We start from the raw sequence: 11,656 nt of genomic DNA, 5'->3' as shown, positions 1-11,656 counted from the left end.
TTATGGTTATTGGGGGTCATTGCAAACAAAATCTGAGCGTACCCAACCGCCTCGGCCATTATAGTTAGCCCGCCACCAATAAATTCCATCAGGGCCATATTCTCCTTGGGAGAGTGCCACATAATTCCCGTTAGGAATTTCTGTCACTTTACTATAGTTTTGTCCTGGGCCTGTTCTCATGGAAAGACGGCCATTTCTCTGATTAGTACAAACTCGACCATAGGGGTTTTCTCCCCCAGTACCCGGCCGACAGTTACCATCACTGGGGCCACAGGCTGGGCCAAATTGTGCTTGACTGGGTAAAACGGCAAGACTTAACAAAATTGCGCTAGTTATCAGGGTTTTTAACATGGTTTTATCCTCCGGTGGGTGAGAAGTAAGAAGTTAAGAAGTAAGAAGTTAAAGGTTTCGCTGTTTCTAAAAAATTAATCCCGTTTCCTGTTCCTTATTCCAGAATTCTGCAACAAGTCTTAAGATTCAATTGTGACTTCAAGATATTGGGGTTGATAGGTGTAGATGTAATGCAATACTTGCTCAAGGTCTTGTTTTTGGGTTAAAGCAATACATCCATGAGTCCCGTCTTCTCCATTGGTTTTCTGAAAGGAAGGATCATAATGAATGCCTAATGCTGTACGTCCCGTCGAGAATAAGGGTTGAATGGGCAAAAATAGTTCCCCTACTTCCGGTTCAGTCCCTGCAACGGCAGTATTAGCTACCGCGTATTTTCCATCTGGTAAGGGGGCTTCTGTGCCTTCTTGGTGACGGTTTTTTTGTTGGGTGGTTGCTTGTCCGGTAACAGTGGCATAATTACCAATTAACTGACCCTTGGCATAAAGTCGCAGTTCATAAATAGGGTTCCCTAAAGCGTTGCTGGTATTCGTGGGGGTTAGGGTCATATAATTTTCTTGAGAAATAGGGGGAATAACCTCCGGTTCAGGATTTTGAGGCGGTTGTTTAACTTGAAGTTCTAAGGGTTTGAGACTGGGCCTATCGCCATTGAGGGGAATGGGGGGTTTTGCTTCTAAGGGAGAGTCTGATACTTCACGGAATTCTTGCCATTGCTGTTGTTTGCGGGTTGACAACTCATTGGCCGTTAGTTGAACATTTTTTTCTGTTTCTAATGGCTCTAACCCCTGGGTTTGCTGTTGTTTAGCAGCCGTGACATAAGCAAAGACTCCTAAACAGGTTAAAAAAGCTAATATTAGTTTTAAACGCATAAATAATTCCTAATTTAAACTAGCAAGATCCGTGACTTTTATTGAATATCAACTATCAATAATTGAGGGCGATAGGTTTCAATAAATTGTCGTAAGGTTTCAAAATTGGTTCTGGTTGTTAAGCCAATACAGCCCGATGTGCCATCTTCTCCATTACTCTTATTATAACTGGGATCATAATGAATGCCCAAAGCACTTCTTCCCGTCCGAAATTGCGCTTTAACTGGGATAAATCTTCCCCCCGCTTCCACAATTGTTCCTGGTATACTACGGGAACTAATGGTATATTTTCCATCGGGTAATGGGGCTTCTGTACCTGCTCGGTGACGGTTCCTGTTTTGGGTATAATTTCTACCACTTACGGTTTCAAAAGTATATAAATGTTGCCCCTGATGATATACTTCTAATAAGTAAATAGGGTTCTTTTGTTGATTGATAATTCCCGATGGAATTAACCGCAAACAATTCTGACATTGCGGATTTATCTGATAAGTTGTCTGTTTTGTTTCTGCTGCTAGGGTAGGCTCTTTTATTCCCATGAAAGGTAACAAAACTACTATAACGAGACAGAAAAACCGCCAGGAATTCATGATTATTTGAACCTGTTAAGTAATGTTGTTAAAAAAAGTTAAGTTAGTTAGGGAGATTTATTGACACCGATTGATTGGATGCTTATAACTCTAATATAGCCTAGCATTTTGGGGAATGGGTAAAAATTTCATTTTTTTTTATAATTGTTAATATCTTTTTGGGGGATTTTTCCTGCATAGCTACCATCTTCTAATTGTTTAATTTCTTAAGTGGCGATCGCTTCTCTGCTCTAATCACTCAAGTCATAACGAACTAACATCTGGCTTTTTCCCCATTCTCTTGCTATCTTAATTCTAATTGATCTCTAAGTGTTATTTTTTCTAACTATTTTGGGCATCTTATTATTATGATTATAGCCTCTCATTCATTTATCAATTATGACCAATAATTTAGAGCAAAGCATCGGTTTTATCTGGACTGGTGCAGTAACAGGAGCTAGTATTTATTCCACAATAGGCGGCATAGGATTAGTTGGAGGATTTGGAGGAATTGGACTAGGACTAGGCACAATGACTACGATGGGAATTATAACAGGTTCAGCCATTTATAGTGGTTTAAATGCTGTTGAAGAAGGGGATACCATAGCATTAAGCTCCATTGGGTTAGGAGTGGTTTCAGGTATTAGCTTATCAGCAATGGTTGGAGGGATGGGATTAAGTTTTGGGGGAACAGCTATCGGTATTGGTATGGGAACAATGGCCGTCACAGGTGGAGTGATAGGATTAGGGATTTATGGATTAACTAAGCCATTTCTAGACATTAATAATGAAAATAAATATTATGAAAATATACAATTTTTGGAAGATATAACAAGAGAATATGAGCAAGAACAAATCTGGCGAGAATTTGAATCAAAAGATAGTATAGAGGAAGAATTTAAAAAACTCAAAGAAGAAGTATCATCATCGACCAAAAATCAAGAAAACAATGCTGAAAATTCTCAAAATTCTGCTGGAAAAATACCTGAAAATAATCCGAAGGAAAATCAATCAGAAACTGTAACCTGGAAATGCACAAAAATTATTCATGAACATACCGCAGTGATTAATTCTATTGCCATTAGTTCTGATAATCATTGGTTAGTTAGTGGTAGTTCAGATCGCACAGTTAAATTGTATAATTTAAACCAGAAAAATCATGTTTATACATTTTTTGGATTAACCGCAGAAGTTCAATCTGTTATCATTAGTCCTGACAATAAACTTCTAGTTACTGGTGATTTTGATAATAATATTAGTGCTTGGAATTTACAAGACAAAACACTTAATTCTGCACTTTCCAAATCTCGTTATTCTTTTGGTCATAAAGGTGCTATTTTTTCCCTTGATTTTACATCGGATAGAAAATATTTAGTTAGTAGTAGCGGCGATCATACCCTCCGCTTATGGAATGGTTATAACGGAAATTTTGAAAGAACATTTAACGGTCATTCTGATATAGTATGGTCAATTAGTATTAATTCTAATGCTCAAATTATTGCCAGTGGAAGCGCAGATAAAACCATTCGATTATGGCATTTTAATCATTCACAAGCTTTGGCTATTTTGACAGGACATTTAGGCAGTGTTAACACAATAAAAATTAGTCCTGATGGTCAGTATTTAGTGAGTGGTAGTACCGATAAAACTATTAAATTATGGCAACTATCAACAGGAGAATTAATTGATACATTAATTGGTCATACAGAAGGAGTTTTAGGACTGACAATGACTCCTGATGGCAACATTTTAGCAAGTGGGAGTCATCAAGAAGTAATACTATGGCATTTACCCTCAAGAAAAAAACTAGAAACCCTCAAAGGATCTCACCCTATTCTTTTTAGTAATGATGGAAAATTATTAATTAGTGGTGGTAGTAAGGGAACTCTAAAAATTTGGACTCAAGAATCAAAGTATAATTCTATTTTGTCAACAGAATGGTGGGAGATTTTAAACGTAAGACAAAACGCTGATGCAGATCAAGTTAAATCGTCTTATCATCAATTAGCTAGACAATATCATCCCGATCTTAATTCTTCTCCTGAAGCTATTCAAAAAATGCAAATAATTAATCAAGCTTATGAGCAATTTTTAAACTTAATGTTTTAACTGATCACCTGTCCCTTAATTTCTTGTCCCAACCAAGGGGTATTGCTATCTAAAGATTTCAGGGTTAATGGGGTAACTTTCCAGGGTTTTTTAGGCTCAAAAATGATAAAATCTGCGGCTTTACCTGCCTTTAAAGGAGTTAATTTTTCACCTAAACATTGCCGAGGGTTGCTACTTAATGCTTTCCAGAGTTGTAACTCCGTCAATTGACCTTTTTCAACCAATTCTTGCCATAATAAGGGTAAAGCTAATTGTAAGCCGATCGCCCCTGGAGGTGCTTCCGCAAAGGGAACAGTCTTTTCCTCATAAGTATAACCATGATGATCAACGGCGATCGCATCAATGATCCCCTGAGAAATGCCGTCAATTAAAGCAAGACGATCCTCTGGGTTGCCTAAAGGCGGATCTAAGCGTAAACTAGGATGATAACTAGCGATCGCCTTTGTATCTAATAACAGGTGCATCCAGGTGGTACTTGCGGTAATCGGAATTCCCCTGGCTTTCCCCCAGGCGATTAATTCTACTGCGCGACGGGTAGAAATTCGCATCAAATGCACAGGGGTTTGGGTTACGGCTACCATTTCTAAGATTGTGGCGACTGCGGTGGCTTCTGTCATGGTAGGATTGCCAGGTAAGCCATAATTAATGGATGAATACCCCTCTCGCATCACCCCGTTACCTTTGAGAGAAGGAAATTCTGCAACCATTGCGACTGGTTTTTTCAGGGGTTTAAGATATTCCAAAATTCGTCTTAATAAGCCTAAATTTTCGATTCCTTGGTTATCTGTAAACCCTATTACCCCCGCAGCACCTAATTCTGCTAATTCTGTCATCTGTTTTCCTTCTCCTTTGAGGGTAAGGTTTCCCCAAAAGTCGAGTTTTATCGATGGTGACAAACTTTGGGCCTGTTTTTGTAAATAGGATAAGGTGGCTAAATTATCGATAGGTGGGATAGTTTGGGGGAGTATTGCGATACGGGTAAACCCTCCCGCGATCGCAGACTGGATTAGACTGTCTAAGGTTTCTCTGTCTTCGTGGCCAGGCTCCCCACTATAACTATACATATCCATTAAACCAGGGCCAAGAATGAGATCTTTTCCCTCAATAATTGTGGTTTCTGGGGGAATATCCTGAATATGTGGTTCAATTTCTTGGATAATTTTCGATAATATTAATATATCTTTGATCTTGTTACTATTAGCAACAGGATCTAACACTCGGATTTGTCGAATCAGGGTAGGGGTTGTCATAATGAATTGTAAGGGCATCTTATCGAACAAAGGGCGTATGCCATAGGCCCACAATGTACTAATCCTATATTTACTGTTGGCAATTATATCAAAATTTGTCCGGGCATGGCATCAAAAAATAATTTATACTTCTCAATTATTTTTAGTAGCAATACCTCGATACATATACCCTGAAAATTTGGGAAAATCTAACCCATAAAATTCTTCCACAGTTACTTTATTAAAATGATTCTCAACTAACTGTTTTATATCTCGATTCAAATGACAACCATCTGCAATAACTTTTTGTAGGGGAGTTAGTCTATTTTGCCACACTTGAATCTTAGGATCACGACTTAACCCATGTTCAATAAAATAGAATTTTCCTCCTGGTTTTAGGACGCGATAAATTTCTGATAATGCTTGATCAACATTGGGAATACTACATAATGTCCAGGTACTTACTACTGCATCAAAACTGTTATCATCCATCGGCAAATTTTCACCGCCTAATACTTTACTCTCAACAGGAATTTGAGAAGTGTCAAGACGCTTTTTAGCAAATCTATTCATCCCTGAATTTGGATCAATAACCGTTAAATGTTTAACAGTTTCAGGATAATAAGCCAGATTTAAACCCGTACCAAAGCCAATTTCTAAAACGTCCCCTGAGACATCTTTTAATAATTCTTTTCGATACTCAGGAAAGGGAGATTGAGACATCATCCATTCAATGCCCCAAGGAAAAATAACATTAGAATAAAACCCCATTGTAATGACTCCTAAATACATTTATCTGTGATCTCATGCGTAGGGTAGGCATTGCCCACCTAAACACTATCTATTAACTAAATTATAAGCTAATTCTAGATCAAAATAGTGTTTTTTTGTTACATTTCCCTGAATCACTGTAAAAGGTTGGTCTAGTTCCCCTAAATGTTCTAATACCAGAGTTGCTTGAGCAAAATCTTGATGTTTAGTATAATTATTGCGGGTAATGACTGTTGTTAGATTAGCTTGAGAAGCGGCTTGTAAACCCTGATAAGAATCTTCAAAAACCAAACAATTACCAGGTTCTAAATTTAGCTTGTCTAAAACATAATTATAAATCTCAGGGGATGGTTTTTTATTAGTAACAATATCCCCCGCAGCAATAACTTCAAACCAATCAGGATCAAGGTGTTTTTCTAATAAAGCTAAGGCATTAGGTAACGCACTAGTTGTTGCGATCGCCAGTCTAATTCCTTTATTATAAGCTTCCTCAATTAATCGTTTAACCCCTAACCTTAATTCTATTTCTCCTGATGATAATAATTCAAGATAATGATGAGTTTTCGCTTGATGCAGTTGGGGAATTAAGTTATATAAATCTTCATTGACATCAGAACAATATTGTTGTAAATAATAACTAATTCGTTCTTTACCTCCCGAAACTTCTAATAACTTACCATAGAGATCAATTGACCAATTCCAATCTAAACCAGCCTCAGAAAAAGCACGATTAAAAGCGACACGGTGGCCATCTCTTTCCGTTTCTGCTAAAGTTCCATCTACATCAAAAATCAATGCTTTTAATTGAGTCATAAGTACCTTAAACTTAAAATTTCATGTTTATTGTAGTATCATCCTCTCCAGTTAATAACCCTTAAGTCTGGCACTCGCTCAAATTCTTTAACATTCGAGGTAACAATCGTCAGATAATGAACTTTGGCTGTTGCTGCAATCAACAAATTATAAGCACTAATAGGAGAACCCTGCGCTTTCAAGATAGTGCGAATTTTGCCTGCTTCGGTGGCTTCAGTCTCAGTAAAGGGTGAAATCGTGATAACATCTAGAAAATCTTCTATCACATAACGAATTTTCTGGTTACTGTCTGGATTAAGGAGCATTCCATAGTGAATTTCCATCAATGTAATGGAAGAAATAAAGATATCACTGGGAGTCATTAACTTGATATGTCGCAGTGTGTTACGTTCTCCTTTCGCAAAGTCGCTTACGGTACAAGTATCTAACAGATAAGTCATTAGATTAAGTCTTCTTCTGTTGGGGGGAGTAATTCGGAGCGATATGATTCAAAGGGAATGATATTCTTATCTCCTTCAAAATTTTGAATGGATTTCGGCCAAGTTGGTGATTGATGTTGAGATAACCAGGATACCAATGCCTCACGAATGATGGCCATTCTCTTTACATACTAACATTGTACTTTATTTGTCCTAACAGGATTATAGCAGGATTTTACAGGGTTTCAAGCCCCTTTACTGTATTTTGTTAGTACAATAACTTGACAAAGTATAAATTTTGTCCTATGATAGTAATAACGGAGCAAAAAACTGCACTGTTTGTTGAATCGGAGATATGTGTCACTAACCCCTCCCTAAAAGGGACGGGGCTTGCCTAGACCAATTTGGGCAACGCAAGTAGAGACTACCACATTGAGACACAACTTGGTACAGACTTCCGAATACTTCCCTAGTTCGGATTCCCTCTAAGCCTTATTGGTAAGGCGTTGTCGGACAAGCCATCTTAGTTGTGTTGTGGGAAGGGACTTAAACGAGTTTGCTGGTTCTTGGCCTTATCGGCGATTAAAAACCAGCTTCCCGAAAGGGATTGTCAAGCCGTCCGACCCTATCGCGCTTAGGACGGGATTTCTACCCATTTTTCTTATGAACACCTCTACCAAAACCTTAGAACACAACTATAGTGACGGTAGCGAACTAATTCCAGCAGAAGTCGCTGCAAGAGAGAAACGAGAAGGGAGTCAACCCCCAAATAATCCTGTTTCTCAAACTCAAAAAAAAGAGAGTTTAAATAACCCAACCACGACTAAAGGTTACACAGTTGATCAGGAAGGATTAATCAATAATTATCCAGTCACACCTAAACTTCAGGGGGCAAAATATCCCACTCCTAGAGAGCAATATGCTTACATGATTCTAGGGGGACTAGCTACTGTATTTGTCCTTGGTTTAATCTTCATTGCTATCAAAGTTAGCTAGATTATAAACCAAAAAACAACATTTTTTGAACATTGTAATTAAGAGGTATATCTATGTCTACTCAGACACCCATGAACACTCGAAATCTCAACAAAGAAACCTACGAAAAGAAAGTTAAAGCACAACTGGATAAGCTGAATGCACAAATAGATGAACTAAAGGCAAAAGCACAACAAGCTAAAGCTGATACTGAGATTGAATATCACAGTCAAATCGAAGAATTATCAGCCCAACGAGATGCTGCTTATCAGAAATTTGAAGAACTTCAAAAAGCAGGGGAAGATGCTTGGATCGAGATTCAAACTGGGTTTGAAAATGCCTGGAACAATCTACAATCCTCTTTTGAAAATGCCGCCAAAAAGTTTAAATAGGAACTTTTAAACTGAATAGTCTGTCATTTACATTAGGACAGAACTGTCAAGAACTAATTCAAGAAATCCGTCTGGTTTTTCTGGCGTTATTTCAAGGTGGGGGAAACCCCCCACCTTGCCTTTTAGACAGTCTTCTCAAAATACTTAATCTCATGGTTTATGGAGATAGATGAATCAAATTTTAGAAACAGTCACTAACAGTATCAACGATCTAATTAGTAGTAGTATTAAAGGAATACCTGCTGTAATTTTTGCGATTATCATTCTTGTGTTAACTCGCTTTGCTGCTGACTTCATTGAACAAGTAGCTGATAGAATTGGGAAACAAGTAATTAAAAGCCATTCATTACAAGTTTTGTTCACCAAAACAAGCTATATTCTTGCTTGGGTAACGGGCTGTCTTCTCGCTGGTGTTGCTGCTTTTCCAGGGCTGAGATTAGGAGATGTTATTGCAACTTTGGGGTTAAGTTCAGTTGCCATTGGTTTTGCATTTCAAGACATTTTTAAGAACTTTTTGGCGGGAATTCTTCTATTAGTACAAGAACCTTTTCGCATCAATGATCAAATTATTGTCGGTGAATATGAAGGTACTGTTGAATCTATTAATATTCGGACAACTCAAATTATTACCTATCAAGGTGAACGGATTTTATTGCCTAATTCTGCTGTTTTTACCAGTGCAGTACAAGTAAGAACTGCCTTCAATTATCGGCGTACAGATTTAGGGGTTGGTGTTGACTATAATACTTGTTTACCTCAAGCAAAAACAATTTTACTTAAAACAATTTATGAGATGAACGGAGTATTAGAAAACCCGGAACCAGAAGTAGATTTGGTTAATTTTGGTGATAGTTCTATTGATTTAGTTGTCCGTTATTGGACGGCACCTTCTCAAACAGATGTTCGACGTATTCAAAGTCAAGTAATTATGGCGATCAAACAAGCATTTGATCAAGCGAATATTAACATTCCCTATCCCATTAGAACTGTTTATAATTACAATCAACAAGAGTTTAATGATTACCTTCCTAGTGATCAAAAAGAATATGCTAATCATTCTTAAAACATTTAATTATGACAATCTAATTATTTTGTGATGTTTGCCAAATCTTTCTTGTGAAAAACAGCTAAAATTTCTTGATAACAAATTAGCCAAAAATAAAGGGCAAAATTAACCCCAAAGAACAGTTTTGGAATTCCTTCTATCAAGAGAGATTTGACATACAATTTAGCCGAAACTGAATCAATTAATACAGCAATAAATAGCAGAAAAATGCCAAAAAGAATAATTCCATAGGGGGTAGTTCTAAGATTTTTCCAAAATAGGAAAAGATAAGTTAATAAAATAATTCCATAAACTTGAATTGTGGTGCTTTTAGGAACATCAAAATACAGTAAAACGATATGAATACGATAAATTTCATTAAACAAAAATCCACTGGTAAAAATAGAAGATCCCAAGAAAAAAAAATTGTTTTTATTTTGAGGATCAATTTGTCTGAGAATAGCAAAAGTTAACCCACAAACAACAGGGGGAATACTACAGAGAATTTGAAAAGTATGAGTTAATAACCCCCCGGTGGGATAGGGAGGTGTTGCTGGAGGAATAAATAAACCGTCAACCGATGGTTCAAAGTATTTTGCATACAAGATTATCAACAGCATTAATATTAAACTTAAAATGTTATATATTATAAAAACAGGAGGGATCTTCTTGAGTAGGGTAAATTTCATAAAACTATTGTCAAATTAACTCATCTCCTTCATAATAGACAATAGCAGTGTTTAAATTAAAAAAAAAATGGCAAAAGCAATTTGGAATGGTGTTATCTTAGCCGAAAGTGATAAAGGTGAAATTGTAGAAGGAAATTATTATTTTCCCCCAAATTCTATTAATCAAGAATATTTTAAATCCAGTGAGACTCACACCACTTGTTCCTGGAAAGGAGTAGCAAATTATTACACGATTGAAGTCAATGGACAAGAAAATAAAGATGCCGCCTGGTATTACCCTGATGCTAAAGAAAAAGCTAAAAATATTCAAGGATATGTAGCTTTTTGGCGAGGAGTCAAAGTTGAAAAATAACAGTTGGGAACCTAATCTAACCGACAAATCCGCATTCCCTCATCTAAGATAAAATCGGTAATGGGAACATTAGTGGCCTCGCATCGCCACGGCTCAATTATTTGAGTGTAGGGATTGTAGACAGCGATGCAAGACCGCTTATTTTTCTTGCGGATTAATTCACATTCAATCTGAACTGTTTGTAACCAAACCACCATGACGCTATGGATTTCAGCCTCAATAGTAAGAGTAGCTCGTTCTTGAAGATCGATTAGTTTGCGCTCTAGTTCTAATTGGGTTGCTTCAATCCGGCTCATTTCTTTGGCCAAAGCCTCCCCTTCTAACTTCTTTTTCTGGCATTTATGGTGAATCTCTTGGATAATAGTCTGATAATATTCAGTTAACCTTTGTTGATCACGGTTGAGTCTGCGCTCCTTGCTATGAAACCAAGGAGCAATTTCAGCATCAATGGACTCACGAGCGACTAATTGAGCCAATGGTACTAGGGTCGAAACATCTAATTCAAGATCTTCAGGGACGGGGGTGCGATCGCTTTCCCAAAATAAAGCATCCCCGACAGAGACACCAGGGACTTGGGTGAGTCCATTCAGCCAAAAAGAAACCAATCCTAAGCGTTTTTCATCAGCAATGGCGGTATAGGTGACGTTAAATCGGCAGTAGGGAGTCCAAGCAGGAGTGGCCTTACCGACTCGTAGTAAACCGTTGTGGGGAATTAAGGTTTCGCTGATTAATTTCTCAAATCCCGATTGCTTCAAGTAACCTTGATACTCAACAGCCAAACTAACAAAACGTCCCTTGTCTCCTAATAAAGTTTCACATCGTTGGAATATTTCGGAGTTGTAACTGACAAAGGCACAGTCGCGCTGTGTGGCTGAGGTAGAGAAGGTGACGGAATCAGGGACTCCTAAGACTTTAGCCACAGTCGGGGGTAAAGCCACTTCTAGGGTGTCTTCCTGGTTAAATTCTGCGATTCCCTCAGAAACCGCAATCACTTGGCCTAATGCTTCTAATAATTGTTGGGCCATGGTTCAAATTTCTCCTTAAATTGATTTTAACTCAGATCTTGCACCAACACC

At 37.6% G+C, this 11,656-nt stretch carries 15 protein-coding genes; 5 read left to right on the top strand and 10 right to left on the bottom strand.

The features are described 5' to 3' along the window. Positions 1-6 precede the first annotated feature (6 nt). The 3 genes from VB691_RS09255 to VB691_RS09245 all read right to left on the bottom strand — a co-directional run bounded on the left by VB691_RS09255 (position 7) and on the right by VB691_RS09245 (position 1,807). On the bottom strand, positions 7-351 hold the full coding sequence (locus tag VB691_RS09255) for an SH3 domain-containing protein (RefSeq protein ID WP_323291198.1): 345 nt from the start codon (positions 349-351) through the stop codon (positions 7-9). Positions 352-470: 119 nt separating this feature from the next. Continuing rightward, positions 471-1,217 (bottom strand): L,D-transpeptidase, encoded by a 747-nt coding sequence (locus VB691_RS09250; protein ID WP_323291197.1) that lies wholly within the window; start codon positions 1,215-1,217, stop codon positions 471-473. A gap of 38 nt (positions 1,218-1,255) precedes the next feature. Beyond that, positions 1,256-1,807: a L,D-transpeptidase gene (locus VB691_RS09245; protein ID WP_323291196.1), complete on the bottom strand. Its 552-nt coding sequence runs from the start codon at positions 1,805-1,807 to the stop codon at positions 1,256-1,258. Positions 1,808-2,185: 378 nt separating this feature from the next. Between VB691_RS09245 and VB691_RS09240 the strand changes: the two genes are divergently transcribed. After that, positions 2,186-3,895: a DnaJ domain-containing protein gene (locus tag VB691_RS09240; protein ID WP_323291195.1), complete on the top strand. Its 1,710-nt coding sequence runs from the start codon at positions 2,186-2,188 to the stop codon at positions 3,893-3,895. Here VB691_RS09240 and VB691_RS09235 read toward each other — a convergent pair. From VB691_RS09235 to VB691_RS09215, 5 genes are all read right to left on the bottom strand, one after another. Beyond that, a complete protein-coding gene (locus VB691_RS09235) occupies positions 3,892-5,145 on the bottom strand; it encodes a dihydroorotase (RefSeq protein ID WP_323291194.1) in 1,254 nt (417 codons plus the stop codon). The two genes, VB691_RS09240 and VB691_RS09235, sit on opposite strands and share 4 nt — an antisense overlap. A gap of 132 nt (positions 5,146-5,277) precedes the next feature. Continuing rightward, positions 5,278-5,895 (bottom strand): class I SAM-dependent methyltransferase, encoded by a 618-nt coding sequence (locus tag VB691_RS09230; RefSeq protein WP_323291193.1) that lies wholly within the window; start codon positions 5,893-5,895, stop codon positions 5,278-5,280. A 66-nt stretch (positions 5,896-5,961) separates the two neighbouring features. Next, positions 5,962-6,708: an HAD family hydrolase gene (locus VB691_RS09225; protein ID WP_323291192.1), complete on the bottom strand. Its 747-nt coding sequence runs from the start codon at positions 6,706-6,708 to the stop codon at positions 5,962-5,964. A gap of 38 nt (positions 6,709-6,746) precedes the next feature. Further along, positions 6,747-7,148 (bottom strand): type II toxin-antitoxin system VapC family toxin, encoded by a 402-nt coding sequence (locus VB691_RS09220; RefSeq protein ID WP_323291191.1) that lies wholly within the window; start codon positions 7,146-7,148, stop codon positions 6,747-6,749. Continuing rightward, positions 7,148-7,306 (bottom strand): hypothetical protein, encoded by a 159-nt coding sequence (locus VB691_RS09215; RefSeq protein WP_323291190.1) that lies wholly within the window; start codon positions 7,304-7,306, stop codon positions 7,148-7,150. Before VB691_RS09215 ends, VB691_RS09220 begins: the two co-directional genes overlap by 1 nt. 484 nt (positions 7,307-7,790) lie before the next feature. Between VB691_RS09215 and psb34 the strand changes: the two genes are divergently transcribed. From psb34 to VB691_RS09200, 3 genes are all read left to right on the top strand, one after another. Then, positions 7,791-8,123, top strand: a complete 333-nt coding sequence (gene psb34 / locus VB691_RS09210; RefSeq protein ID WP_323291189.1) for a photosystem II assembly protein Psb34 — start codon at positions 7,791-7,793, stop codon at positions 8,121-8,123. Between the two features lie 53 nt (positions 8,124-8,176). Further along, positions 8,177-8,494, top strand: coding sequence for a hypothetical protein (locus VB691_RS09205; RefSeq protein ID WP_323291188.1), 318 nt, complete (start codon positions 8,177-8,179; stop codon positions 8,492-8,494). Between the two features lie 169 nt (positions 8,495-8,663). Next, complete coding sequence (locus tag VB691_RS09200) at positions 8,664-9,557, top strand: mechanosensitive ion channel family protein (protein WP_323291187.1); 894 nt, start codon at positions 8,664-8,666, stop codon at positions 9,555-9,557. A 23-nt stretch (positions 9,558-9,580) separates the two neighbouring features. On the opposite strand, the gene VB691_RS09195 is transcribed toward VB691_RS09200, so the two are convergent. Beyond that, the gene (locus VB691_RS09195) at positions 9,581-10,159 is read right to left on the bottom strand and encodes a hypothetical protein (protein ID WP_323291186.1); all 579 of its coding nucleotides are present in this window, start codon (positions 10,157-10,159) and stop codon (positions 9,581-9,583) included. 136 nt (positions 10,160-10,295) lie between these two features. Here VB691_RS09195 and VB691_RS09190 point away from each other — a divergent pair, with 136 nt between their 5' ends. After that, positions 10,296-10,580: a DUF427 domain-containing protein gene (locus VB691_RS09190; protein WP_323291185.1), complete on the top strand. Its 285-nt coding sequence runs from the start codon at positions 10,296-10,298 to the stop codon at positions 10,578-10,580. Positions 10,581-10,591: 11 nt separating this feature from the next. Here VB691_RS09190 and VB691_RS09185 read toward each other — a convergent pair whose 3' ends face one another. After that, positions 10,592-11,605: a hypothetical protein gene (locus VB691_RS09185; RefSeq protein ID WP_323291184.1), complete on the bottom strand. Its 1,014-nt coding sequence runs from the start codon at positions 11,603-11,605 to the stop codon at positions 10,592-10,594. Positions 11,606-11,656 lie beyond the last annotated feature (51 nt).

Origin of the sequence: Crocosphaera sp. XPORK-15E, from assembly GCF_034931425.1 — a bacterium.
Classification (GTDB): domain Bacteria; phylum Cyanobacteriota; class Cyanobacteriia; order Cyanobacteriales; family Microcystaceae; genus UHCC-0190.
The sequence above is the reverse complement of the archived record's forward strand: the minus strand, read 5'-3'. Positions and strand labels throughout refer to the sequence as shown.

Coding starts and splice junctions, on each gene's coding strand:
- VB691_RS09230 (WP_323291193.1), bottom strand. CDS start 5,895: ATGGGGTTTTATTCTAATGTTATTTTTCCTTGGGGCATTGAATGGATG.
- VB691_RS09250 (WP_323291197.1), bottom strand. CDS start 1,217: ATGCGTTTAAAACTAATATTAGCTTTTTTAACCTGTTTAGGAGTCTTT.
- VB691_RS09185 (WP_323291184.1), bottom strand. CDS start 11,605: ATGGCCCAACAATTATTAGAAGCATTAGGCCAAGTGATTGCGGTTTCT.
- VB691_RS09220 (WP_323291191.1), bottom strand. CDS start 7,148: ATGACTTATCTGTTAGATACTTGTACCGTAAGCGACTTTGCGAAAGGA.
- VB691_RS09255 (WP_323291198.1), bottom strand. CDS start 351: ATGTTAAAAACCCTGATAACTAGCGCAATTTTGTTAAGTCTTGCCGTT.
- VB691_RS09225 (WP_323291192.1), bottom strand. CDS start 6,708: ATGACTCAATTAAAAGCATTGATTTTTGATGTAGATGGAACTTTAGCA.
- psb34 (WP_323291189.1), top strand. CDS start 7,791: ATGAACACCTCTACCAAAACCTTAGAACACAACTATAGTGACGGTAGC.
- VB691_RS09200 (WP_323291187.1), top strand. CDS start 8,664: ATGAATCAAATTTTAGAAACAGTCACTAACAGTATCAACGATCTAATT.
- VB691_RS09190 (WP_323291185.1), top strand. CDS start 10,296: ATGGCAAAAGCAATTTGGAATGGTGTTATCTTAGCCGAAAGTGATAAA.
- VB691_RS09240 (WP_323291195.1), top strand. CDS start 2,186: ATGACCAATAATTTAGAGCAAAGCATCGGTTTTATCTGGACTGGTGCA.
- VB691_RS09245 (WP_323291196.1), bottom strand. CDS start 1,807: ATGAATTCCTGGCGGTTTTTCTGTCTCGTTATAGTAGTTTTGTTACCT.
- VB691_RS09235 (WP_323291194.1), bottom strand. CDS start 5,145: ATGACAACCCCTACCCTGATTCGACAAATCCGAGTGTTAGATCCTGTT.
- VB691_RS09195 (WP_323291186.1), bottom strand. CDS start 10,159: ATGCTGTTGATAATCTTGTATGCAAAATACTTTGAACCATCGGTTGAC.
- VB691_RS09215 (WP_323291190.1), bottom strand. CDS start 7,306: ATGGCCATCATTCGTGAGGCATTGGTATCCTGGTTATCTCAACATCAA.
- VB691_RS09205 (WP_323291188.1), top strand. CDS start 8,177: ATGTCTACTCAGACACCCATGAACACTCGAAATCTCAACAAAGAAACC.